The sequence below is a fragment of the Bradyrhizobium sp. USDA 4510 genome, from assembly GCF_054059095.1.
Genome location: NZ_JBSSBT010000001.1, coordinates 1,364,079 through 1,388,454, shown reverse-complemented (window position 1 = coordinate 1,388,454; position 24,376 = coordinate 1,364,079). Strand labels below are relative to the sequence as shown.

Annotated in this window: 24 protein-coding genes and 1 pseudogene; 5 read left to right on the top strand and 20 right to left on the bottom strand. The window is 59.9% G+C overall.

All coding sequences use genetic code 11. The features are described 5' to 3' along the window. Positions 1-321 precede the first annotated feature (321 nt). Positions 322-1,392: a cytochrome-c peroxidase gene (locus ACVMDN_RS06130; RefSeq protein WP_456835891.1), complete on the bottom strand. Its 1,071-nt coding sequence runs from the start codon at positions 1,390-1,392 to the stop codon at positions 322-324. A gap of 121 nt (positions 1,393-1,513) precedes the next feature. On the opposite strand from ACVMDN_RS06130, the gene ACVMDN_RS06125 reads away from it, so the two are divergent. Further along, the gene (locus ACVMDN_RS06125; RefSeq protein WP_456835475.1) at positions 1,514-1,699 is read left to right on the top strand and encodes a hypothetical protein; all 186 of its coding nucleotides are present in this window, start codon (positions 1,514-1,516) and stop codon (positions 1,697-1,699) included. Positions 1,700-1,793: 94 nt separating this feature from the next. Next, positions 1,794-1,943 (top strand): hypothetical protein, encoded by a 150-nt coding sequence (locus tag ACVMDN_RS06120; protein WP_159109486.1) that lies wholly within the window; start codon positions 1,794-1,796, stop codon positions 1,941-1,943. Between the two features lie 128 nt (positions 1,944-2,071). On the opposite strand, the gene ACVMDN_RS06115 is transcribed toward ACVMDN_RS06120, so the two are convergent. Then, positions 2,072-2,317, bottom strand: a complete 246-nt coding sequence (locus tag ACVMDN_RS06115; RefSeq protein WP_456835476.1) for a hypothetical protein — start codon at positions 2,315-2,317, stop codon at positions 2,072-2,074. 782 nt (positions 2,318-3,099) lie between these two features. On the opposite strand from ACVMDN_RS06115, the gene ACVMDN_RS06110 reads away from it, so the two are divergent. The 3 genes from ACVMDN_RS06110 (at position 3,100) to ACVMDN_RS06100 (ending at position 6,274) form a co-directional block, all read left to right on the top strand. Beyond that, on the top strand, positions 3,100-3,729 hold the full coding sequence (locus ACVMDN_RS06110; protein ID WP_456835477.1) for an FMN-binding negative transcriptional regulator: 630 nt from the start codon (positions 3,100-3,102) through the stop codon (positions 3,727-3,729). Positions 3,730-4,418: 689 nt separating this feature from the next. Further along, positions 4,419-5,099: an HAD family hydrolase gene (locus ACVMDN_RS06105; protein WP_057018887.1), complete on the top strand. Its 681-nt coding sequence runs from the start codon at positions 4,419-4,421 to the stop codon at positions 5,097-5,099. Between the two features lie 275 nt (positions 5,100-5,374). Beyond that, positions 5,375-6,274 carry a TauD/TfdA dioxygenase family protein gene (locus ACVMDN_RS06100; protein ID WP_456835478.1) on the top strand — a complete coding sequence of 300 codons (900 nt, stop codon included), beginning with the start codon at positions 5,375-5,377 and terminating at the stop codon, positions 6,272-6,274. 113 nt (positions 6,275-6,387) lie between these two features. Here the strand turns inward: ACVMDN_RS06100 and ACVMDN_RS06095 are convergent, their stop codons facing one another. The 18 genes and pseudogenes from ACVMDN_RS06095 to ACVMDN_RS06010 all read right to left on the bottom strand — a co-directional run bounded on the left by ACVMDN_RS06095 (position 6,388) and on the right by ACVMDN_RS06010 (position 23,964). Further along, positions 6,388-6,630, bottom strand: coding sequence for a DUF2274 domain-containing protein (locus ACVMDN_RS06095; RefSeq protein WP_456835479.1), 243 nt, complete (start codon positions 6,628-6,630; stop codon positions 6,388-6,390). A gap of 4 nt (positions 6,631-6,634) precedes the next feature. Beyond that, positions 6,635-7,847: pseudogene (locus tag ACVMDN_RS06090) on the bottom strand (TrbI/VirB10 family protein). Further along, on the bottom strand, positions 7,844-8,878 hold the full coding sequence (trbG, locus tag ACVMDN_RS06085; RefSeq protein WP_456835480.1) for a P-type conjugative transfer protein TrbG: 1,035 nt from the start codon (positions 8,876-8,878) through the stop codon (positions 7,844-7,846). Before trbG ends, ACVMDN_RS06090 begins: the two are co-directional and overlap by 4 nt. Beyond that, positions 8,875-9,558, bottom strand: coding sequence for a conjugal transfer protein TrbF (trbF, locus tag ACVMDN_RS06080; protein ID WP_057018890.1), 684 nt, complete (start codon positions 9,556-9,558; stop codon positions 8,875-8,877). Before trbF ends, trbG begins: the two co-directional genes overlap by 4 nt. Positions 9,559-9,656: 98 nt before the next feature. Continuing rightward, positions 9,657-10,886, bottom strand: a complete 1,230-nt coding sequence (gene trbL, locus ACVMDN_RS06075) for a P-type conjugative transfer protein TrbL (protein WP_456835481.1) — start codon at positions 10,884-10,886, stop codon at positions 9,657-9,659. Further along, complete coding sequence (gene trbK-alt, locus ACVMDN_RS06070) at positions 10,883-11,251, bottom strand: putative entry exclusion protein TrbK-alt (RefSeq protein ID WP_456835482.1); 369 nt, start codon at positions 11,249-11,251, stop codon at positions 10,883-10,885. Before trbK-alt ends, trbL begins: the two co-directional genes overlap by 4 nt. After that, a complete protein-coding gene (gene trbJ / locus ACVMDN_RS06065; protein WP_456835483.1) occupies positions 11,251-11,979 on the bottom strand; it encodes a P-type conjugative transfer protein TrbJ in 729 nt (242 codons plus the stop codon). Before trbJ ends, trbK-alt begins: the two co-directional genes overlap by 1 nt. Then, entirely contained in the window at positions 11,976-14,417 is a 2,442-nt protein-coding gene (gene trbE / locus ACVMDN_RS06060) for a conjugal transfer protein TrbE (RefSeq protein ID WP_456835484.1), read from the bottom strand. Before trbE ends, trbJ begins: the two co-directional genes overlap by 4 nt. A 10-nt stretch (positions 14,418-14,427) precedes the next feature. Further along, positions 14,428-14,691, bottom strand: coding sequence for a VirB3 family type IV secretion system protein (locus ACVMDN_RS06055; protein WP_069279432.1), 264 nt, complete (start codon positions 14,689-14,691; stop codon positions 14,428-14,430). Then, positions 14,691-15,017, bottom strand: a complete 327-nt coding sequence (locus ACVMDN_RS06050; RefSeq protein ID WP_092090260.1) for a TrbC/VirB2 family protein — start codon at positions 15,015-15,017, stop codon at positions 14,691-14,693. Before ACVMDN_RS06050 ends, ACVMDN_RS06055 begins: the two co-directional genes overlap by 1 nt. A gap of 1 nt (position 15,018) precedes the next feature. Beyond that, positions 15,019-15,933 (bottom strand): P-type conjugative transfer ATPase TrbB, encoded by a 915-nt coding sequence (gene trbB / locus ACVMDN_RS06045; protein ID WP_456835892.1) that lies wholly within the window; start codon positions 15,931-15,933, stop codon positions 15,019-15,021. Between the two features lie 230 nt (positions 15,934-16,163). Then, positions 16,164-17,498, bottom strand: coding sequence for an MFS transporter (locus ACVMDN_RS06040; protein ID WP_456835485.1), 1,335 nt, complete (start codon positions 17,496-17,498; stop codon positions 16,164-16,166). A gap of 135 nt (positions 17,499-17,633) precedes the next feature. Beyond that, the gene (locus ACVMDN_RS06035) at positions 17,634-18,059 is read right to left on the bottom strand and encodes a ribbon-helix-helix domain-containing protein (RefSeq protein WP_456835486.1); all 426 of its coding nucleotides are present in this window, start codon (positions 18,057-18,059) and stop codon (positions 17,634-17,636) included. A 6-nt stretch (positions 18,060-18,065) separates the two neighbouring features. After that, positions 18,066-20,054 (bottom strand): conjugal transfer protein TraG, encoded by a 1,989-nt coding sequence (locus ACVMDN_RS06030; protein ID WP_456835487.1) that lies wholly within the window; start codon positions 20,052-20,054, stop codon positions 18,066-18,068. 35 nt (positions 20,055-20,089) lie between these two features. After that, positions 20,090-21,853, bottom strand: a complete 1,764-nt coding sequence (locus ACVMDN_RS06025) for a relaxase/mobilization nuclease domain-containing protein (protein ID WP_456835488.1) — start codon at positions 21,851-21,853, stop codon at positions 20,090-20,092. Between the two features lie 250 nt (positions 21,854-22,103). After that, the gene (locus ACVMDN_RS06020) at positions 22,104-22,994 is read right to left on the bottom strand and encodes a lytic transglycosylase domain-containing protein (RefSeq protein WP_456835489.1); all 891 of its coding nucleotides are present in this window, start codon (positions 22,992-22,994) and stop codon (positions 22,104-22,106) included. After that, the gene (locus ACVMDN_RS06015) at positions 22,991-23,503 is read right to left on the bottom strand and encodes a S26 family signal peptidase (protein ID WP_456835490.1); all 513 of its coding nucleotides are present in this window, start codon (positions 23,501-23,503) and stop codon (positions 22,991-22,993) included. Before ACVMDN_RS06015 ends, ACVMDN_RS06020 begins: the two co-directional genes overlap by 4 nt. Next, positions 23,500-23,964, bottom strand: a complete 465-nt coding sequence (locus ACVMDN_RS06010) for a DUF2840 domain-containing protein (RefSeq protein WP_456835491.1) — start codon at positions 23,962-23,964, stop codon at positions 23,500-23,502. The genes ACVMDN_RS06015 and ACVMDN_RS06010 overlap by 4 nt, the downstream gene beginning before the upstream one ends. Positions 23,965-24,376 lie beyond the last annotated feature (412 nt).

Here is a 24,376-nt window from a genome sequence, read left to right as displayed (position 1 = left end):
ATGTGAACGGTTCGAGGATGCTGATCTGGAGACGATCCAACACTCGACAGCGACGAGCTTTCGGTAACACTGACCTAGCAAGATTTAGCGATTTAACTCAGCAAAGTTCATCTCATCGACAGCAAGCCGTTTTTGTCGCGGAGTCAGAACTACCACTCGAGGCTTGGGACAAACGCGCCGCATGATGCGTCGCTGAGGCGAGGCGAACTGGGATGTGTAGTCGCCTGGACAACAACAATTGAGATTGGGCACACTTAGCGACGCGCATACTTTGAGTATCGATTGAACCAAGGACGCACGGCATCCGGCTTATCGGTGCCCCTATTTGTCTAGAGAGGGCCGTGGCGTCGCATCGCTACGCGTGGGCAGTCTCGGATATTCGATCTTTGGCAGCTGCCCAGTTAACGAATTTAGAAACGCTACAATGTCGTTTTCCTCTTTATCGCTGAGCTTCGCGCCGAGCTGGGTCTCACTCATCACGCCAACCGCTTGCTTAAGGCTCCAGGCCTGGCCCGAATGGAAGTACGGTGCCCGCAACGCGACGTTGCGCAACGGCGCGGCGCGGAAAACGTATTCGTCGCTGGCTACCTTGGTAACCGCAAAACGGCCCTTGTCGGCGGATGGCAGCAGCGTTCCGTCCGGCCTTTCAACCACGCCGAACGGGAAGTAATCCTGTCCACCGACGTTGATTCCATTGTGGCAAGACGAGCATCCTTTTTCCATGAATAGCTTTAGTCCCGCCTTCTGCTGATCATCGAGAGCATGCTCATCGCCCTTCAGGTACTGATCAAACGGGGCAGCAGGTGTAATCAGAGTCGCTTCGAAAGCCTCGATCGCCTTGGCGGAATTGTCAAAGGTGACGGGCCTCGTCTCATTCGGGAACGCTTTCTGGAACATGACGACATAGTCGGTCATCGAATTCAACGTGTTGAGTACCCTGTCCGGCGTGGCATTCATTTCGACACTCGCCTGGATGGGGCCTGTGGCTTGCGCCTTGAGATCTGCCGCGCGCCCATCCCAGAACTGCGCCACATTGAACACTGCGTTATAGACGGTAGGTGCCCGACGTGGACCTCGCTGCCAGCCATGACCCACTGACGTTGGACCGGCATCTACGCCGCCCGCGCCAAGGTTATGGCACGTATTGCAGCTAATGATCCCGCTTGCCGATAGCCTCGGATCGAAGAACAGCGTCTTGCCAAGTTCGACCTTTTCGTGGGTGACTGTGTTGTCCTTTATCGCAGGGACGACCGAAGGAATCGGTTTGAAAGCCTCCCTGGCAGCGCTCATCAAATCGTCAGTTGCGCCCGCTGCTGAGGAGACCAGGATCCCAATGCTCAGAACGCACACTTTGTAGACCAGGGAAGGCTCTCGTATCGCTGACTTCTTCATTGCTTGCATTACCAATTTCATAGATGCCGGAAACGGCCAAAAAGCTGCATGCGGCCACACTCGAGGAAAGACACAGCTCCACCAGAAGGACGCCGCAACGGCAGCTCTCGAAGCCGGCGGGGTGCCACCGACGAACAATGAAGAGGCGGTCAACTACAGCGGTTTTGATCCAGGATCGTCAAACACCCAGCCTCATTCGCCCACCCCTGCACTTGCTGCCGGCGCAAAGCGTCTGCGTGAGATCTGGGTCGTCGAAGCTGTTGATATTGTCAAAGCAATCCATCCGATCCTCCTCTGCCAGATCTAGGCAAATCAAGCCGGACTTGTCAGTCTAGCTAGAGACCTTCCCATGCTACGGGCCTTAGCTGTCGATAAGCTGACGACCCCCGGAACAATTCACAATGTTGGCCTTGCACGGCAACTCTCGTGTAACGCCGTTCGGGTTTTTCAAGCGGGTAGACGGCAAAATTACGCGGCAACTGAGCGAGCGCAACACCGCCATTAAGAACCTCAATGCCATGATGTCCCTCAAGGGCCTTGAAGGCGAATAGCTGAGCAGCGGCTCTCACGGTGTTCGCGTAATCGGATAGTGGCAGCTTGATGGCTGAGCAGCAGCGGATGTTGAGGAACGTCGCATTGAGCCGCTTTACCGGCTGGCAGGTAAGCGGACTTCGCTCTCCTAGGTGGGCGTGCGCCGTTCGCGCTCAGCCCTATTTGCAGCCCTGAGTCGCTCTCCAATGTACTCAGAGATATCGTTCATCTCAGCCCGCAAGTCGGCTTCAGAAATATCCTGCTCTTTGGCTGCCTCGACAAGGCGCTGAGTGAGTTCGGCCACATCCTGCGACGCGCCGGGAGTCCGATACTGCTCGACGGCATGAACGCTATTCTCGATCCAGAAGTCGATAAATTCGCGAACTTCGCTCACTGTATACCCTTAAGCCAGACCAATGGCCCAGCGTTAACTCCAGTAACGGAACGGAGCAAGGCCGTCTTAGCGGCGTCGGCGTATACCAAGGTTTGGCGGACGCGAGGGAGTGACAATCGAACAGCGGATGGCCGATGATTGAACGTGATCAGAAAAACAAAAGGATTGCCGCAATCGCGATAAGCAAAGGCCGAACAGAACGCTTCCTGCGCTGAAATTAAACTCGCCCATGACACCCCTTCGCCTCGAACACATTGTGGCTTAAATAAATAGACCATCGTCTATAACGGGTTGTCCCTCCCGCACTTCAGCTCGATTAGATCAAGCTGATCGGAACCTCCGACATTCATAAAGTTCGCCCACCGCAAGTGCCATAAGAGATATCGAGGTGGCGTTGAGGGAGTTGTCAGCGCAGCCAGATGGAAAGTTATCAGCACCGCCGTCCGCTCTGCTCTCAGTAAGCCGGCTGTTGGCAGGTTCCAAGTTGAACGTGGCACGCACCCATCGGTAAGCAGCAGTCCGGCTCGCTTGTCCGAGGAAACTCAGATGTTCAGAGCGGCGAATGAAAGCGAGCGCCCCATGGAACCGGACTGTCGCGTCATAATTGCCTTGCTCGGTTACATCACGGCCCCAGGAGCACGTCAGCGGGCGATCACGAGGCGGCCAAGCCACGAGCAAGGCGGGCGGATCCAACGGCGAACCTCCAAGGGGCCGACTGAAACTGGCAGTTTTCTCGCACATTGACCTGGGTTATCTCGACGACCTCCAACCGAGAGCCTTCCATGTATATACCATGCCCGTTTCGAGATGACGACCTCGAGAACATTCGAGCGACAATCCGCTGCGCCCGATTGGCCAACCTGATCACGGCCACGTCGGGCGGGCCCCTTGCGACGCCGCTTCCCCTCTTCCTCGATGAGAGCGAAGGCGAGCACGGCACGCTGTACGGGCACCTTGCGAAGCGCAATCCGCAATGGCGCACCGCCACGATCGGAGATGCGATGGCGATCTTTACTGGCCCGGAAGCTTACGTGACGCCATCCTGGTATCCCAGTAAACGACAAGCTGAGCACGTGGTGCCGACATGGAATTACATCGCGGTCCATGCCCATGGGCCGATTGAGTTCTTCGAGGATCCCGATCGCCTGCTTGAGATCGTGACGCGCCTTACGAATATCCATGAAACGTCACGTGCGACACCTTGGGCCGTCAGCGATGCTCCCGTGGATTTCATTGCCGCCCAGTTGCGTGAAATCGTCGGCGTACGCATCCCGATCACCAGGGTCGAAAGCAAGCGCAAGATGAGCCAAAATCGCCCCATGCCTGATCGCATTGGTGTCGCCACCGGCCTAGCCGCGAGCAAACTGGCGCGGGACCAGGAAGTTGCGCCTCTTATCCTAGTTCAGGCCTGAGACGATAACATGCATGGCCGTTACCAACAGCAGCGGTCGACACATAGCGATCTTACATGTACAGTTCTCACAGAGAACAGCGGCATCAGTCTAGCCGTTGCGCCGCTCAAGACATTTTTTTCCTCGTCGCATCAGTGGTTGCTGGCACTAGATAGGATGGGCGACAATTGAGCATTGCTCCAGTCCTCTCAGTGGAAAGTCGTTGAAGCCCCCGACTTTCGACTTAGCGACTCAGGTAGAAGCCCATTCGCCTCACTAGCCGGACAGATCACGGAGGGACTACCCCAGTATCAATTGCGCCCGAATTTCACGAGCGGATCAGTCGGCCCGCACTTACCGGACCTTGTAGACTCGTGTCCGTATTCCGACAGAGGCACAATCTCGTGTCATGTCCAGTACAGCGCGCCTAGCACGCGTTCAGACCGTCGAAAGCCCATTCGGCCTTGATGGCCGGCTGGCATGACCATTGCTTCAAGCAAATCGATCCAGAAATAGAGCCGCCAAAGCAGCAATGCTCACGCCCTCCGCCTCCATCTCGCCTCGGAATCACAGTCCGCCCGTTGAGCGCACTGGCGCGCGTTGCTCCCCTGACAACTCTGTATGGGTCTAACCCACTAGGACCACCGGACCAACAAAACAGCCAGTCTCGAACACGAGAATATCGCACGATTACTTGTCTAGGTTCACGCATGAAATCCGCCGTTGTTTTCGACTGGAATGGTACGCTGCTCGATGATGCCAATGCCGTGCTGCAAACCATTAATGCAATTCTGAGCCGCTTCGGTCGCGCAGCCGTCGATATGCACAGGCTTCGAGAGGAGTTCGAACTCCCGCTTTCGGTTCTCTTCCGCAATCTAGACATGTCGGAAGATGAAATCGAAGTCGTGAATAGTAACGACAGCGCCATTTTCCACGATGCCTACGAATTTTTGGCGCGCAACGCGGCCTTACGCAAGGGCGCACGAAACGTTTTGCTCGCTCTTGATCAGAGATCAGTTCAAACCGTCATCGTTAGCAATCACATTGTTGAACCGATCCGCACACAAGTGCGAAGACTCGGAATCAAGACTCAAGTTAGGGATATCTTGGCATTTGAGAGCCGCGCCACCCAGTTTAGGAGCATGAGCAAGGAAGAACGGCTGCGTTTGTATATGCAGGCCAATGATCTATCCCCAGAAAGAACCGTCATCGTAGGTGACATGCCAGTTGAGACTGAGATTGCCCGCAATCTCGGTCTTATTAACGTATCAATCACGGGGGGATTTGTTTCCGAAGCGCGCCTGTGCGCCGCAGGGCCCGACTACATGATTCATGACCATCATGAATTATTACCGGTTTTGCAAAAGCATTGCATTATTCAGCGCAGTTAAGTGACCATAAGAACACAGCTGAAGATCCGCCGTTCGCCCGCTGCTGCTATCCGCTTCGTCTTCACGATCCGATGATATTCGAAGAGTGAGATCGAAAACCGAGTTCTTTTACTCGGTCGAACCGCGGATCAAGTCCGATAGCTCGTGTCAAATATCGCGATCCGCTTAGTGCCATCTGGCGCTACATGTTCGGTCTTTCGCCTGGCATGATGCTTGCTGCAGATCATTCGTTACCAAGGGGCGGGGAAGAAACTGAAAGGCCTTGGAAAAACGACATGAGCACAGCGGCTTTGATCGGTGACGTCATTCCGGGCAGCGATGTTGTGAAACGTGCAGCGCGCATCGGTGCCGAAGTCAAAAATATCGAGCTATCGGGCGATCTACCGGACCACACGATCGTCGCAATTAACAGCTTGTTGCTCGAGCACAAGGTAATCTTCTTTCGCAATCAAGGACACCTCAACGACGCCGAGCAGGAGCGCTTTGCCGCTCGTCTCGGAAAGCTAGTGCCGCATCCTATGCTCGGTGCTACCAAGGGAACGGCGTCGCTCCTCGAACTGGACTCCACTCGCGGCGGCGGTCGCGCCGATGTTTGGCATGCCGATGGGACCTTCGCAGAAGCCTATCCCAAGATTTTGGTCTTGCGAGCCGTTGTAATGCCAATGTTCGGAGGCGATACCGTGTGGTCGAACACAGCTGCCGCTTACCTTGACCTGCCGCCCCCGCTACAACGGCTTGCCGATGAGCTATGGGCTGTTCACAGCAACGTTTTCGATTACGCTGGGATCGCGCGCGTCCGTGACGTTGACAAGAAACACTTTGACGATGTGTTCACCAGCAGGATTTTTGAGACTGAGCATCCCGTCGTGCGTGTCCATCCCGAAACAGGCGAGCGGACGCTAGTGCTCGGCGTCTTGGTGAAGCACTTTATTGGGGTGCCCAAATACGACGGACAAAAGCTGTTCGAGCTGTTCCAGTCTCATATCACCGCGCCCGAAAACACTGTGCGGTGGAACTGGTTAGAGGGCGATATCGCGATATGGGATAACCGCGCGACACAGCATTACGCGGTCAACGATTACGGGGACCAGCATCGCGTCGTACGTCGGGCCACGATCGATGGAGACGTGCCCGTCAGCGTGGATGGCCGGAGAAGCGTACCGCGCATGAAGTGATCAACGACCAGCGCCCTCGCATCCGAAAGTGGACAAAGCCTGGCTACCGGAGTTGTTTGGGGCCGGACGTGGGAACGCTAAACGATATCTCAACTGTCGAGAAACCTTGAGCATCACTTCCCTTCGCCAGTGGCCGGTACGTGGCCCTCACGTTTCAGTTTAGAAAACCCTCGATCCGTGGCCATAAAGCGCGCCAACATGGGGGCGATGAGCTTACTCGGTTCGACCGCTTGACCACCTTGACGCCTAAGGGCTTCTGCATATGCAATGAGGTCACGATGCACGGCCGCCGGCAGCTCCGTACTCACTTTGACCGGCTTATCGTCTGGAAGCTCTGCTATTTTGAGCTGTGGCATGTTGTCACTTTCCATACGGCGCAAGTATGAGGTCACGATTGACCAGAACACGAACCGGAAAGCCAGGTCGCACGGTCAGGGTAGGCTGGATGCCGAGACTGCGGCGAACGACCTGCTGTCCCGTTTGATTCAGTGAGTCGGAGGCCCCGTGTCGCAATGCTTGGATAATTGCGCTGTCGTTGCTATTTGTGTCGGAGCCCGCGCCTAGTTCCGTCCCAACAGCTAGAAGCGTCGATAGTGCCGCAGCCTGGAATAGTTCTGCCCAGTGATTGTCGACTTGGTCTTCCAGACCCGCATAGCCTGCGTTATCAGTGCCAGGCTGCCTTTCAAGAACGATAGAACGTCCGTTCGGCATGATCAGCCGCGTCCAAACCAGCAGGACGCGCGACTGACCGAACGTGACCTGACTATCGTACATACCGATTAGACGCGCTCCCTGGGGCACAAGCAGAAAGCGGCCTGTCGGCGTGTCAAAAATATTCTCAGTTACCTGCGCTGTGACCGGACCTGGGAGGTCCGATCGAATCCCAGTGATTAGGGCTCCCGGAATGACCGTCCCAGCCTGCAAGATGTATGGCGAAGCCGGCCCGCTGATGCGGTCCGGGCTGACCGTGCGACGGTCCACAGAAGCGTTCGCGAAGGCAAGCTTCCGGTCCTGACCGTTCTGCGCCGATCCGTCATCGGCAGAGTTCGTCGCGCTTGGAGACGCGACGCGGTCGGTTCCAGCGGCCGCAGCGGCGGGCGCGCGCATTTCACCACCATTGTTCGCAGCGAACAAGCGGCTGATGCGGGCTGCTTCAGTCTCTTGGTCTCGGCGCTGCTGTTCTGGATCTGAGCCGATGGTTGGCGACCGCCCCTGAGCAGCAAGGATCGGGCCGTCCAAGGTCCCCGGGGAGTGGCGGACCGAGCAGCGGAATCGATTGGCGTGGAGCGCCCGTGTAGTCCTTCGGCAGCGTCGCGATCCCGTCGGCCACATTATGATGGTCTGTGCTGTAAAGCTCCTCGGCCGCATGGTTTGGGGAGCGGTTACTCTGCAGCGACCACAAAACAGTTCCGCCAATCACGAGCATGATAACCGCGCTCCCGCCGGTCAGAACCTTCCGTGACAACCGTGTCACGCGCGCATGCTCTGCTCTCAAGCGGAAACTTCCGGATTGCCCGTCTCGCGCCTGCGGCTGAGTCGCCTGATCGCGATCGTTTCCGTCCTCGGTATTCATGACGACGGCCTCCCGTCTTTCCTGACAATCCTGACTTTCTGCTGGTGCTCACCGCCAAGCCGCAGTTCGGCAGCCGCGAACAGCCGATCGACGATCAGGAGGTTGCCGTAGGCGCGGTAATTGGCAAGTTCGGTCTTGCCGTCTGAACCGATGATAAAGAGCGGTGGCATCTCGCCTTGCACGATGCCCTGAGGGAATTCGACATAGACCTTGCGGCCGTCGTCATAGACGGCCAGCGGCCGCCACGGCGGGCTGTCGCCTTCAATTGCGTAGCGGGAAATGCGTTGCGCGGGCTCCGGAAGGATGGGTCTCAGAGCGACTGCACGCGATCGTTCGCGCATTGTTTCCGGATAGTACCAGGCAACCGATGGCATGTATGGCCGCTCGCGCGAGCGGAGCTCGATCAGGTAGGTGCGCCGGTCTGTATTGACCACAAGATTGGTCTCGATCGATGCGCGGGTCGGCTTGACGAGGATATGGACCCGGCGCGTATCGCCGCTTCCGCTTTCGGTATCGCCAACGACCCAGCGCACGGTATCTCCGGCGGCGATCGGCCCAGATCCGGTCAGCTGCTCTCCCTCCTCAAGCGCTATATCCGTAATCTGTCCCGGGGCGGCGTAAATCTGATAAAGCGCCCCGGGGCTGTAGGCATAGATCTGCGCTGAGTTGAAATACCCCCGCTTGCGCGGTTCGACCCGGGCTGCGCTGTTTGCCGTCTCAATCCGGCTCACGGGTTCAGGCTCTTCCTTCCCGGCCGCCTTGCCCCCGAGAGCCGGCCTCCAGAGGGGCGGAACGTGTAGCGGTTGCGACTTGTCGTCCGGAGGCGCTGGCGATGCTGGCATCGAAGGAACTTCCGCATCATAGCTGATCTGTGGCGGTATGTAGGTCGCGCACCCACCGAGCGCCGACGAACAAAACAGAAGAGCAGGTAGAAGTGCTCGCTTCGCGGCCACCAGGTCGTACCGACTCGAATTGAACCCACTGCGCACGATAGGATGCTTCGAATAAACGTCAGACGGCGTCTTGGTCACTGACTCAACTCCTTTGACCAGTTGATGGCGCGGACATAGACCCCAAGGGGATTCTTGCGCAGTCGTTCGGCATCGCGCGGCGTCTCGATCACGATCGAGAGAATTGCAGTCCAGCGCTCGGTCGAGCTCAACGAACCGTTGTCGTAGGTGCGTTGAGTCCAGGCGACCCGAAAGCTCTCCGACGACGCGCGAATGACGCTCGAGACATCCACCGAGATTTGGGCCTTCCCCAACTTGGCGAAGGGGTCATTGGTGCGCGCGTAGTCGTTCAGTGCAGCCGCGCCACGATCCGTCGTAAAATCATAGGCCCGGAGCCAATTCTGGCGCAGAACGATGCCGTCGGCTGGCAGGCCTCTGACGTCCTCAATGAAGCGCGCCAGATGGTAAGCGATCTGAGCGTCAGTAGGTTGATAGCCGATGTTGGCCGGCGCAACCCTTTGGGCCTGGCCGAGATGATCCACTTCAACCACCCAGGGCGTGATCGAGCCTTGGCTCGATTGCCAAACAAGGCTACCTGCGAGACCAGCCGATAGCATTAAGCAACCGAAGGCCATCAAGCGCCAATTCTTGGCCTGCGCGCGGGCAGATCCAATGCGTTCGTCCCAAACCTGCGCTGCCTTTTGATACGGCGTAACCGGTTCGGGCATGCGCCCGTAATGAACGGAAGGTCGTTTGAACATCGAAAGTTGCCCTTGAGATCAAGTGATGGGTTTCGAGTCGTGCGGTATCCGCCTTTGAGTGGCCCGCGCAGCGGGTGGCGAGGTGCAATGGCTGCGTGTCAGCGCTCTCCTTCAGACAAATCGACGGAAGAGCCGCTGCCACCGTGATCGCCTGAGCGGACCGCGTGGCCGGCCGCCGAAGCACCGTGCCGAATGGTCTCGGCAGGCTTCATGCGCCGCGCCCAATCGGGCTGCCCTTCTGCCGAAGTGCTGGTGGCCTGCGCGCCGGCTTGCCCACCTCCACCAGCCGCAGCCGTTGCACGACGCAACGGGCTCATGGCGGCCGAAGCGCCGGCTTCCGCGACGCCGGCAATGCCGCCGCTGCGGTAGGCCGCTGATGCTCCGCTCATGGCAGCACCGCCACTACGCGCGGCGCCGGCAATCGCGCCGCCAGCGAGACCAGCGCCGCCCGCGGCAAGTCCCGCGCCCGCCGCAACAATGCCGCCGGCAGCAACGCCTGTTCCAATTGCGGCGCCGGCGCCGAGCTGTGGTCCGCCTGACACAAGGCCGTTTGCGATACCCGGACCGAAGATACCGAGGCCGAGCAAGGAGAGTGCCGCGAGCACCAGGGTCATCGCGTCTTCGATGGTCGGCTGGTCGCCGCCGAAGCCGGTGGTGAATTGAGAGAACAAGGTCGAGCCGATGCCGATGATGACGGCCAGGACCAGGACCTTTATCCCTGAAGAGATGACATTGCCGAGGACCCGCTCTGCTGCGAAGGCAGTCTTGCCAAACAAACCAAAGGGAATGAGCACGAAGCCGGCCAGCGTCGTGAGTTTAAATTCGATCAGCGTGATAAAGAGCTGGATCGCCAGAATGAAGAAGGCAAGCAACACCACGACCCAAGCGAACAGGAGAACGACAATCTGGACGAAATTCTCAAAGAAGCTGATGTAGCCCATGAGGTTGGAGATCGAATCGAGCAACGGTCGGCCGGCGTCGAGTCCGACTTGCGCGATCTTTCCAGGTCGCAGGAAATCGGATGCGGACAGGCTTGCACCCGATGCTTTCAGTCCAAGACCGGCAAAGCTCTCGAAGACGATACGCGCCAGGCCGTTCCAGTTGCCGATGAGGTAGGCGAAGACCCCCACGAAGAGCGTCTTCTTGACGAGGCGCGCGATGATGTCCTCGTCCGTTCCCCAACTCCAGAACAACGCTCCGAGGGTGATGTCGATCGCGGCAAGCGTCGTTGCGAGATATCCGACATCACTCCCCAGCAGCCCGAAGCCGTTGTCGATATAACGCGTGAACGTTTCCAGGAACTGGTCAATGATCCCCGTACCAGTCATGGTTTCCTCGCCTCAGGTGTAGCCAGGTTCGGAGATCCCTGCGGGATACGGCTCTGATCCTTTGGGGCAAGCGTCGAACTGGCCGAGTCATCGTGGGCGGGAGCTACAACGCTGTCTTTCTTGCCAAAGAAGCGGCGCCGGTTTTCGGCCCAAACTTGCTGGCAATGGCGATAACCCGGTGTTTCCTCCGGCGTGACGCCGCGGCAGCGTGCGAGATCGGAGGCGGTTGCATCGGTCGTCTGCCCCGCCTTCGGTGCCGGCAGAGACTCGTCTCCGCTACGCAGTTGAATCGTGCAGGCAGCGACGGCCACTAGGCCGATTGTCGTAAGCAGCGACAGCGCCTTGAATGCCTTTATGTTGGTCATCAGTGAAACATCTGCACGGTGGAGGATTGATAGCCCTGCCCCGGTGTAAGGAACCGCCTGAGTTGTTCTCGTCCTTGATCCTGAGCCGAGGCGCGTTGAGCGGCTTCAAGGCTCTGCGCCCTGCCCTGCGCCGCCACGACAGCAGTAAGATCGGCGAGCTGCTGCGCGTTCAGCGCAAGGATCTGATTGCCAGCCTGCGTTGCCTGCAGCGCGCCGCTGGCACCCTGGCTTGACGTTACGAGTGCGGACGTCTGGATACGATTGGTGTCGAGGTTGCCAACGATGCCGGCCTGGACGCGCAGCGCGTCTTGCGTTGCGGCATAGGAATTCTGCCAGCGCGATTGAGCGTTGGAGATCAGCAACTGGTTCGACTGGCTGCCGGTCGCCGGCGCGTAGCTGGTCGAGAACGCACGATCGATCTGCTGGACGTCGTAGGCGATGCGCTGGGCCTGAGCCAGCAACTGCTGGGTCCGCTGGATCGAGGATTGCAGTTGCTGCAGCGACGAATACGGCAGGTTTGCCAGATTCCTTGCCTGATTGATCAGCATCTGTGCCTCGTTCTGCAGCGAGGTGATCTGATTATTAATCTGCTGGAGCTCCCGCGCGGCCGTCAGGACATTCTGGACGTAGTTGGTAGGATCAAAGACGATCAGCGCCCGTGCGGGCAGCGTAACGCCAAGCAGCAGCGCGAAGGCGGCCGTGGTCGCCAGTAGGCCAAGAGGTCTCATAGCAATTTCTCCAGATTGACGAGATTGGGGATCAGATCTGTCGCCCATGCGACGCCACGGTGCTGGAGCCAGGCCGGCACGAAGCCGTCGGGTCCATACTCGGCCAGGAGCTGCGCGATGGCAGCCTGGTCTGTCTTGGAAGAGGCTGCGGTGAAGGCGAGCGCAACCTCCCCAAGACCGAGTTCGAACATCCGGTTGCCCCGACGCGACTGGCAGTAGTAGTCGCGCTTAGGCGTTGCCCGGCTCAGAAGCTCGATCTGCCGGTCATTGAGGCCGAAGCGGCGATAGATGGCGGTGATCTGCGGCTCGATCGCCCGTTCGTTCGGCAGCAACAGGCGCGTTGGGCAGCTTTCGATGATCGCCGGCGCGATCGCGGAACCATCGATGTCCGAGAGCGACTGGGTGGCGAAGACGACGGACGCGTTCTTCTTCCGGAGCGTCTTCAGCCATTCGCGAAGTTGGCCAGCAAAGTCCTCGTCGTCGAGGGCAAGCCAACCTTCATCGACAATCAGGAGTGTCGGCCGGCCATCGAGACGATCACCAATACGATGGAAGAGGTACGCCAGCACAGACGGCGCTGCAGTCGTTCCGATCAAACCTTCGGTCTCAAACGCCTGGACCGAGGCTTCGCCAAGGCGTTCGAATTCGGCATCAAGCAGGCGACCGGAGGGACCACCCAGACAATAAGGTTGCAGGGCACGTTTCAGAGAGTTCGATTGGAGCAGGACTGACAGGCCCGTCAGGGTGCGCTCCTCCCTCGGCGCCGAAGCGAGAGATGTCAGCGCCGACCACAGGTGATCCTTGACCTCCGGGGTGATCTCGACTTTTTCCCGTGCCAGGATCGCGCCGATCCATTCCGTCGCCCATCCGCGCTCGGAAGGATCATCAATCCAGGCCAGCGGCTGCAGGGCGACGGGTTGTTCACTTCCGTCAGACAATGCGCCGCCGAGATCATGCCAATCACCGCCCATGGCGAGGGCGGCCGCGCGAATCGAACCACCGAAATCGAACGCAAAGATTTGAGAGTTCGGGTAACGCCTGAACTGTAGCGCCATCAGCGCGAGCAGCACAGACTTGCCAGCGCCTGTCGGCCCCACCACAAGGGTATGACCGACGTCGCCGACATGGAGTGAGAATCGGAACGGCGTTGATCCTTCGGTCTTGCCGAACAAAAGCGGCGGACCCTTGAAGTGCAGATCCCTCGCCTCGCCCGCCCACACAGCCGACATCGGAATCATGTGAGCGAGGTTGAGGGTCGATACAGGTGGCTGCCGCACGTTCGCATAGACATGCCCCGGCAGACTGCCGAGCCAGGCTTCGACGGCGTTCACCGTCTCGATCATGCAGGTGAAATCGCGGCCCTGAATGACTTTCTCGACCAGCCGCAGCTTTTCGTCGGCAGCATTGAGATCGCGGTCCCAGACCGTAATGGTTGCTGTGACAAAGGCTTGTCCGATCTGATCCGACCCCAGTTCCTGCAACGCCGCGTCGGCGTCGATCGCCTTGTTGTGAGCGTCGGTATCGAGCAGCGTCGACGGCTCGTTGGTCATGACCTCCTTAAGGATGGTGCCGATGGACTTTCGCTTGGCGAACCACTGGCGACGAATCCTGGTCAGAAGCTTGGTGGCGTCGCTCTTGTCGAGCATGATCGCGCGCGTCGACCAGCGATATGAGAATGCCAGGCGATTCAGGTCGTCCAGGATTCCCGGGGTCGTCGCGCCCGGAAATCCGACAATCGTCAGAACCCGAATATTGGCTGCCCCCAACATCGGCTCAAGCCCACCGGTCAGCGGCTGGTCCGCCAACAGCGCATCGATGTACATGGGAATTTCGGGCACGCGAACGCGATGACGCTTGGTCGAAATCGTCGAGTGCAGGTAGGTCAGCGTGTCCTGATCATCGAGCCAAGCGCATTCCGGCATGAACCCTTCAACGAGCTGAAGCACGCGGTTGGTTTGATCGACAAACCCGCGGAGCATCTCGCGAGCGTCGCCCCCAACGGTCCGATCGCGCCCCTCATAGAGCAGTCGCTCCGCCCTGGCCGCTCCCTCCTCTGGCGGCAGATAGAGGAAGGTCAGGAAATAGCTGGACTCGTAGTGCGCACCCGCCTCCTCGAATTGTGCCCTGCGCTCGGCGTCGACCAGCGCAGACGCGACGTCCGGAAAAGTGTTCGGTGGGTATGCCCCCGCAAAATGGCGCTGCGCCTCCACGAATACGGCCCAGCCCGATCCCAGGCGACGCAAGGCATTGTTCAAACGGCCGGCGACGGCTACAAGTTCGGCCGGCACCGCGCTGTCGAGATCGGGGCCGCGGAATTTCGCCGTCCGTTGGAACGAACCGTCCTTGTTCAGGATGATCCCCTCGTCGGCCAGCGCTGCCCAGGGCAGGAAGTCGGCAAGGCGAGCGTCGGAACGGCGATATTCGGCAAGATTGATCATAACCGGGCGCTCAAGTGTTGAGATGGCTGGGAATGCGCAGATGTCGGCGCACCACATCGACAAAAGCGGGATCACGCTTGGCGGCCCACACGGCAGCCATGTGCCCAATTAGCCAGAGGACAAGACCCGCGATCCAGAGCCGCAGTCCGAGTCCAAGGGCTGCCGCGAGCGTGCCGTTGACGATCGCGACCGATCGCGGCGCGCCGCCCATCAGGATTGGCTCAGTGAGCGCGCGGTGAACAGGCACGACAAAACCTGCAACCTGATCGTCCATCAGATCACCACGCCGCCGCCGAAGGAGAAGAACGACAGGAAGAAGCTCGAGGCGGCAAACGCGATCGAAAGACCGAACACGATCTGGATCAGCCTACGGAAACCACCTGACGAATCCCCAAACGCGAGCGTGAGTCCGGTCACCACGATGATGATAACGGCGATGATCTTGGCGACCGGTCCTTCCACCGACTGCAGGATCTGATTGAGCGGCTGCTCCCACGGCATGTTCGAACCGGCAGCCCATGCCGGCGCCGACGCCAAAAGAACCATGCCGGAGGCGGCGAGTAGAGCGGCGTCTCGAAGAGCTCGAAATTGCTGACGCATGTCAGTCTCCTGCTGATGAAATGTTGTAGTCGCCGGCGGCACCAAGCCCGGTGACGATGGCGAGCTCGGCGAGCCGACGGTCAGCACCGCGCCCCGCGAGCACGGCAACGAGGTCGATCGTCTCTGCAATCAGCGCACGCGGAACCGTGATGACGGCTTCCTGGATGAGCTGCTCAAGCCGCCGCAGCGCACCGAGTGCGGTGCCCGCATGAATAGTGCCGATGCCACCGGGATGTCCGGTGCCCCAGGCCTTGAGCAGATCGAGTGCTTCGGCACCGCGGACCTCGCCAACCGGGATACGATCAGGACGCAGTCGCAGCGAGGAGCGCACAAGATCTGACAGCGTCGCCACGCCATCTTTGGTTCGCAGCGCCACCAGATTGGGCGCCTTGCATTGCAGTTCGCGCGTGTCTTCAATCAGAACGACCCGATCGGAGCTCTTTGCCACCTCGGCCAGTAGGGCATTCGTCAAGGTTGTCTTGCCGGTCGACGTCCCGCCCGCGACGAGAATGTTCTTCCGCGCGGCGACCGCGCTTCTCAGGAACTTGGCCTGCTCCGAGGTCATGATCTCCTTGGCGACGTAGTCGTCGAGCGTAAACACGGCGACGGCGGGCTTGCGGATAGCAAAGGCCGGAGCTGCCACGACCGGAGGCAAAAGACCCTCGAAACGTTCTCCGGTCCCAGGCAGTTCGGCCGAGACTCGCGGCGAACCGGAATGCACCTCCGCACCTACATGATGCGCCACCAGGCGCACGATGCGCTCCCCGTCTGCCGGCGACAGCGTCTCGCCAGTGTCAATCAGTCCACTCGACAGCCGGTCGATCCACAGCCGCCCATCCGGGTTGAGCATCACCTCGATGATCGCTTCGTCTTCGAGGTAGCCCGCAACCGCTGTGCCAAGCGCGCTGCGCAGCATTCGCGCGCCGCGCGAATTCGCTTCCGATTGAAAGGAATGGATCGCCAATGTCGCCCCCATCGAATGAGGGCCCTCCAAAGAGGGCCCTCAGATGGGGATGATTAGAAAAGGCACCGATGGACTTGGCGCAACAAGCGCTTTCGGTAATCGTAGACTGGCGTAGAAAAAGATAGACTGAGAACTGAACTTTTAGGTCTACCCAATCGTATCGCTTCGCCGCGAGTTGCTGCTCACCACTCCGCGTCGTCATCTGCGGGCAGGAGGATGACCGAATTCTCGTACAAGCCAGCTGAGTCGACAGCGTTGGAAACAATAGCTGGCATGAAGAAAGGAATTGATCTCATCCATGAAACAAAGGATCGGCGCCAGGGCAGCGCGAACCAAGCCAACGCTGCGATTTGCAGTGCTACGTTGAGACCGAACGCAACTTGATAAGCTTGGAGGGTCCTATGGCCATCATTTATGGACCATTGTTCCAGGACCAGACCCGTCGCGTATTGGGCCAGAAATGCCCAGCCAAAATGCAAGACGTTCAAGGCCCCGTTAGCGCGACCGGCAAGTTCCGGCGGATAGTAATCCGCTATCACCGCGAAGCTGACCACGGTTGCCGTTCCGACTATCGCGAGAACTGACCAGGGCAAGATGGATGGCAAAGGCACGCGCAGAACCAAGGTTAGCTCCGCTGTGATAAACAGTATTGCGACCACCGCTAATATTGTCTCGGCCTCGAGACCTCTTCGTTTAATGTAATGAACAATCGTACCGAATAGCCAGGCTCCGCCACTAAGTACAATCGACATTATGAACAGCTGTCCTACGAGGCTCGCACGATCGAGACCTTCTACGTCCATCAGCCATGGTGAGGCCCACAATCCCTGCAGAGACCAGGCCGAACCAACGCACGCCGCCGACAGCGGGGCAATACGCCAGAAACGTTTATCGCTGAAAACCGCACTAAGGTTGGCGGACATTGACGGGGTCGAAGGGACAACAGCTCGCTCGGGGACCACGACATAGATGAGCATGGCCGTCGCACCGGTAGCGGCCGCCAGGATCTCAAAGAGTTGCCGCCATCCCATCAAGGTGAGTAGATGCTCGGCGGGAGCCGTGGCGGTTACCGCCCCCAGTGATCCGAGCATCACCATGTAGCCATTAAGCAGGGCAGATCGTTCTCTGGGGAACCAAAGGACTATGGATTTCAGGCCCGCCGTCAAAGCCGCTGCCACGCCCAGCCCGATCATCGCGCGTGCGATCAAGAATGACAGGAAACCCGTGGATACCGCGAACAGTCCAGCGCCCATTGCTGCGAGCAAGAGCAGCGCACTCTGGACGCGACGCGGACCAAAGCGGTCCAGCAAAATGCCAACTGGGATCTGGACCGCCGCGAGAACAAGGAAATAGACCGACGTAAGCAACCCGAGGTCGGCCGTCCCAAGCCCGGTATCCGAACTGAGACGACTGGCAATTAAGGCGTTGATGGTTCGAAACAGATACGAAAGATAGTATCCAGCAGCAAACGGGAAAAATACGCGCCCAGTGAGACGCCATGCCTCTGAAATTTGCATGCTGGCCCTTCTTGCTCCTCAGCTCATTCGAGCCGATAGCGCGTCCAGCTTTTCATGGGCTTTTCTAAATTGCTGCGATCGTGGGCTGGCGTAGAAAAAGAAGGACCGGCGAAATAGTTTATCTACATGGTTCGATCAGGTTTCTTCGGCCGGTTCCTGACGACCGATATCTTCTGGAATCTCGCGCAGAAAGCTTTGCCCCTTTTGTAAGCGGCGCCCGAGTGCCTCGACAAATCCCTCAAACCGTTCCCGGCCCTTTGCCTGCGCTGCAGCCTGCGCATCGTTGGGTAGCGGCGGCGTGATGGTCAGCCAGAAACGGATGAACAGGGCCAAGGTCTCGGCGGTCAACCCGACGTCACGTTCCAGCCGCTGCATCTGGCGGGAAAGCCGATCCAGGCGGCGGGTAAACGCCGCCTCCCGCCTGTCCGCTCCGTCCGGCGACAGAAACGAAGCAACCGCCGCTTCCACAATCGCAGACCGGGAAAGCTTCTTGCGATCGGCGAGCTCCGAGATCTGTTTCAGCAGCTCTGGTGGGAAGTAGACGTTTATCCGGTCGCGCATATTGCCTCAGAGCTCCATACCGTCATTCGGGTCCAGCGCGACTTGACGGGCGACACCGCGCATCTGTTGGCGTATGAGCCGGGATTGACGGACCGCATCCTCGTCATCGTCTAGAACGACAGCAAATTCCTCTGCTGGTGTCGGTTCGGTCGACTCCTTGGCGATCGCGACGTGATCGGGGAGTTCGGGCTCACGACGGAGTCCGCTGTTCGCCGTGTCTTCCTCGGCTCCCGCAGCTTTGTCAGTTGGACCTGCCGTCGCCTTCAGCGATCCGAGCGCTGACCATCCGTCTGTTCGCAATGATCGGCCGGCCGTCGCCGGATCAGGCGGCGGCAAAACCCGCTCGGTGAACCGCCGATCCTCGTAGTAGCGGACCTTCTTCGCCCGGATCGGCGGCGTACCCGCCACCATGACGATCTCGTCCATCGGCGAAAGTTGCATGATTTCCCCCGGGGTCAAGAGCGGCCTTGCTGTCTCCTGGCGCGAGACCATCAGGTGCCCCAGCCATGGGTTCAACCTATGACCGGCATAGTTCTTCATCGCTCTCATTTCGGTCGCCGTACCGAGCGCGTCGGACACACGCTTCGCTGTCCGCTCGTCATTGGTCGCGAAGCTGACTCGGACGTGGCAATTGTCGAGGATGGCGTTGTTTGGCCCGTAGGCCTTCTCGATCTGATTGAGCGATTGCGCGATCAAGAAACTCTTGATGCCGTACCCCGCCATGAAGGCAAGCGCGGACTCGAAAAAATCGAGACGCCCGAGTGCGGGGAACTCGTCGAGCATCATCAGAACGCGATGCCGCCGGTCGCGGGCGTGCAGATCCTCGGTCAGGCGCCGGCCAATCTGGTTCAGCACCAGGCGGATCAACGGCTTGGTCCGAGAGATGTCAGACGGCGGCACCACGAGGTAGAGCGTCGTCGGGTTCTGATCGGCGATCAGGTCGGCGATCCGCCAATCGCACCCGCACGTCACCCTGGCCACTACCGGATCGCGGTAGAGCCCGAGGAATGACATCGCGGTAGACAGGACGCCGGATCGCTCGTTCTCGGATTTGTTGAGGAGCTCGCGGGCCGTCGAAGCGACCACAGGATGGGCCCCCTGCTCGCCAAGATGCGCAGTGGTCATCATCGTTTTCAGCGTCGCCTCGATCGGCCGCTTCGGGTCGGACAAAAAGACGGCGACGCCAGCTAAGGTCTTGTCCGCCTCGGCGTAAAGGACGTGGAGGATGGCACCGACCAGGAGCGAATGACTCGTCTTCTCCCAATGGTTGCGCTTATCGAGCAAGCCTTCGGGGTCGACCAGAACATCGGCCACGTTCTGGACGTCGCGAACCTCCCATTCACCGCGCCTCACTTCGAGAAGCGGATTGTAAGCTGAGGACTTTGGGTTGGTCGGATCGAAAAGCAGGACGCGACCATGCCGCGAGCGGAACCCGGCGGTTAGTTGCCAGTTCTCCCCCTTGATGTCGTGAACGATGGCCGAGCCGGGCCAAGCCAACAGCGACGGGACGACGAGACCGACACCCTTGCCGGATCGGGTAGGTGCAAAACACAATACGTGCTCCGGTCCATCATGGCGGAGGTAGTCGCGGTCGACCTTGCCCAGCACCACACCATCCGGACCAAGAAGCCCGGCCGCTCGAACCTCCTCCAGACCAGCCCAGCGCGCCGAACCATAGGTCTCGACGTTCTTGGCTTCACGCGCGCGCCAGACTGACATACCGATCGCTGCCGCGATCGAAATGAAGGTCCCCGACGCCGCGATGAACGCACCCTCAACGAAGACCTGCGGCGCATACGCATCGTAGACGAACCACCACCAGAAGAAGACTGGCGGATAATAGATCTTGAAGCCTGACAGTTCGAACCAGGGGCGCCCAAGCTCCGGTTGCCAGGCGAGCCGCCAAGCCGTCCACTCAGTTGCTCCCCAGATGGCCAGCAAAACGATGAGGCCGACAACGATCACCTGTCCCCAGAGGATCTTGGTTCCGGACATCCCGAACGCCCTTCCGTAACTGATTGGAGAGATTGCTAGAGGCCGAGGTCGCGCTTCCGACCAAAGCCCCATTCGATGCCACCGCCGTCCTTCACGACGCCGGTGACGTGTTGGCCGAGCCTCCTTTCGAGTTCGCGCGACCAGGGCACAAGCTGGAAGCCGAGCCCATTATCGATCATGGCGAAACGTCCCGAGGTGAGCGTCAGCCGCTGGCGATACGTGCCTGCCACATGCTCCCCGGACGAGGCCTTCACATGAGGCAGGCCGGCGTCGGCCGAGACCTTTGCTGCTACCTCGTCCAGTTCGCGCCGGCGCAGCGTGTTCAGGAGGTCGCGCTGCAGGATGATGCGTTGGCCCTGCCGCCGCGCTAGGCCCTCCTGGATCAAATGCTCGGCACGGGCTTCCATGGCGTCACGGGTCTCGCGGCCGAATCCTCCCATGGCGAGCGGCATGGGGTCACGCTCGACCAGCCGGTGGTCGAGCCAGGTTGCCCCCTTCGCGGTGATCTGCTCACCAAGACCGAGATCAGAACGGGTCGCGAGCACCACGGTGGGATGGGGTTCGCCGGCTTGACCGAAGCGTCGGAGTTCGACGATGCCGCCGATCGGCGGTGCGTGGTCGAAAGCCTCGAGCCCCCGGAAGCGCACGTGGTGCGCGCGCCCGTCTGTTCCGTCGATCAGGGCATAGGCCTCGCCAGTCAGTTCGTCGTGCAATCCACGGTCAACCAGCTGTCCGATAATCTGGGACGTCGGCTGTCCGCTTTCGATGACGTAGTCGGCAACGCCGCGCGCTTCCCCACGCTCGGTGAAAACGCGGTGCATGGTCTTGATGATGTCGCCGCGCATGCCGAGGTCGCGCAAGCTGCGCTCGGCTTCGAGCCCGACCATCCATTCCCCGGGTAGCTCGGATGTGGCAAGCCCCATCTTCTGCAGGTGTTGAAGTCGACCGACCATCAGGCGCCGGATCTCGGGATCGGACTTGCCGGGATTCTCCGGGCGAAGATCGATAGTGCCGGTCTCATCGGCCGCCAGCCGGATCTCGCGATCGAGCCGCGTCCATCGTTCCGCCGTAACTTCCCTCTCCAGCGAATTGCGGATTTCGTGCTCCGGTTTTGGACCCAGTTCGATGGCGACCAGTTCCTCGGCGCGTGAGCGCAGGCCCTGGCTGATATAGTCGCGGGAGATCACGAGATCCGCCCCTTCCTTATCTACGCCACGAACGAGAAGATGGACGTGAGGGTTGTCGGTATTCCAATGATCGACGGCCACCCAGTCGAGCCGCGTGCCGAGATCGGTCTCCATCTGCCTGGCGAGATCGCGGGCAAAGGCCTTCAGGTCGGTCATGTCGCCGGCGTCCTCCGGCGAGACGATGAACCTGAAATGATGGCGATCGTCCTTGCACCGTTCTGCGAAAGCCGCGCCGTCAGCACGATCGCTGCCGGCATCAAACATCTCGGCCCGCTCACCGCTCCGGGTCACACCGTCGCGTTTCAGATAAGAGAGATGGGCGGCCAGAGGCGCCGAACGGAAGGCACGCCCTTTGTGACGAACCACGCGCGCCTTCACCACGACGCGCCGGGTCGGGCTGAACAATCTAGCGCGACTAAAGGCGAGCCGGCCGCGGCCAAACGTCGAGCGCCCATAGGCCACGGAGCGTCTGCCAGCCGCAGCCTGCTCCGAGGTGTGACCGGCTTTCTTCGCGGCACGTAGCACCTGGTTGATGAAGCTCTTTTGCTTCGGCGCACGGGTACTGCGGATGCGCCCAGGCCGAATGCGCAGGTCACTGTCGCGCACGCTCACGGAACGGCCTCCCAACGATCAAAAGCGCCTACAGTGCCGAAAACGCCTTTGATTGCATACGTCAAAATGCAAGGCGCGGCACGCGCCCCGACCGACCGGCACGCCGGAACCCAAGCCATGTCAATGGCTTGCGGTTCGGCCGGCGAGCCCCTTTTATCTCGCCGTCCAGCTGTCGTGCTTGTGCGCTCTCCTCGCTCTTTCGCCAATTGCTCGCTGTTGCACGCCATGGCTTGCGAACCTGCCGATATGGTCATTGCGATCCTCCCGCCTTCGACCCAGGGACGAACACACCAATAGGCCGGGGGACCATGGGCGAGACATCGTGCACCGAGATTGCAGCCTTGGCGCCACTCGAAGGCATGAGCTCTGCCGATCGATCGCGCATTCTCGTCAGATCAACCCATGCGACGAACAACGTTTCAGCCGTCGATGGACGCCTGCCGGCGGTCCTCGTCGCAGGCAATTCGATGCCAAGCAGAGTTGCAAGCTTTGCCACATACGCTTGCGTCTCGGCTGGCAAAGCGTCGCCCGCAAGAAGCGCTTCATAGCGAGATGGTCCCGCGTTGTACGCCGCAAACATACCCGGCGAGCCATAGCGATCGAGCAATTCACGCAGATACGCAGCCCCAGCCAGAATGTTGTCGTGTGGATCGTAAGGATTGCTGCCTAGACTATAGCGCTTGCGAAGTTCCCCCCAGGTCGCCGGCATGATTTGCATCAGGCCAATTGCGCCCTTGGGCGATCTGGCATGCACGTCTCCCGCGCTTTCGACGCTCAGCACCGCACGTATCCATGCTGACGGTATCGCAAAGCGTTGTGCGGCTTCGTCGATGAAGCCCGTGAACGGGTGTGTGCCCTGACGGATCGCTGGAAATGCGATCGGCCCGTCCTCAGCTGAAGCAGCATTGCCCGATGCGGTCAGAAGGAGCACCAGGGGCACCACACGCGCGACGGATCGAGCCAAGCAGGCCACCGTGCTCGCGCCCGTCCAGGGTAAAGCTGCTTCGTGCCGGCCGCTCGGCCGGCCTTGACCACCCCTGCGCGCGTCGACCTTGATATCGATCGGAACGGGGGAATGGTCCCGCAATGGACCGAACAAAGGAATGGCGGCGATGTGAACACGTGGAACACGCACGCTCATTCCTCCCGTGTCCAGACTGGGAACGCACGTCCGATTACGGCGGAAGCCGGGATAAATCCAAAATATCGACCGTCCAGGGAGTCGCTGCACTGCCAGTTCATGAGAAAGAGTTCGTCTTTGCCGACGACGCGACAGCCCTGCCATTTCGGCAGCGGCCGGCCACGTCCGTCGCGATCGCGGGCCTCGCCGACTGTAATGTCATCAACCGAAATCGTGAGGCCGGATCTGCAGACAGTCTGTCCGGGCAGCGCGAGCACCCGTTTAAGCATTGGGACGCCGATGGGCAGATAGCCGTTAAGGTCGAGGAAGGTCGCAAGCGGCTCTGGCGGCTGAACGGCGACCAGTTCGGTAACCTGGAAGCCCGTTGCCGGTCGTAAACGATAAAGACCGGTTGGCACGCTCGTCGATGCATTCCAGATGTAGAGAGGAAGCGGCTCCAGAGCGATAGTCCCGACCAGCGCAGCGCCGACCCCAAACGTCGTTGTCAACGTCATCATGCGGCGTCTCATCGCGTCACTCTCCGGCGATGGAGCCACGCCTGGTGGCGGGTTTTCGTGTAGGGACGCGGGTTTTCATTGACGGATAGGCGGTTGTGGACGTGATGCCAGTGATCTGGAGCGACGTCGCCGGGATCGATGCTGAGCGCCTCGACTGCGTCGATCATCTGCAGCACGCGTTCGACCTTTGGCCAGCCAGAGAGCCGCAGCAAAATTTCTCCGCCGGGCTTCACATAGGGCACAGTCGAGCAGCGTTGTCCCGGCGCGACCGAGCGCAAGATGTCGATCCGCGAAATGATCGTACCGAAGTCGTTGGAGGTCCAACGGACAAATGCAAAGATGCTGTCAGGCGCGAATGATAGGACGCGCCGATGACGATCAATCTTCCGTTCCTCGACGATACGACCGAACCGAATGCGGTTTTCGATTCGCTTTTCGAGCCACAGCAGTTCCACTTCGGTGAGATCGCTCATGCTGCCGCTCCCCAACGATCGAGCTGGGAGCCGTATGCTTTGAGCGTCGTTAAGCACGCGTGACACTCCTGAAGGTTAGCAGGACTGGCGCCGCGGCGTTGCCAGTCACGTCTCATGCAAGTCGTGGTCTGATCCGCTAGACGAAATCCGGAGCATTTCCGGGTAATCGGGGTGCTGACTTGTGCCCCCTCGCCGGCCGCATTGCGGCGGCGGCGCCTCGCAATGATTCGCGAACGGAGCGCGCGGCGCGCTGCGCCGATCGACGGTGAAAGCGAACGGCGGACTTCTATCCAGGTCCTGACGCCTCGCTGGAGGCGACGAACATTTGCGCGGTGGATGGTGACGGCAAGCTCGTCCGGGGGACGACACTTGAGACCGCCCCTGACGCAATCGAGCTGGTCCTGGCAGAGTG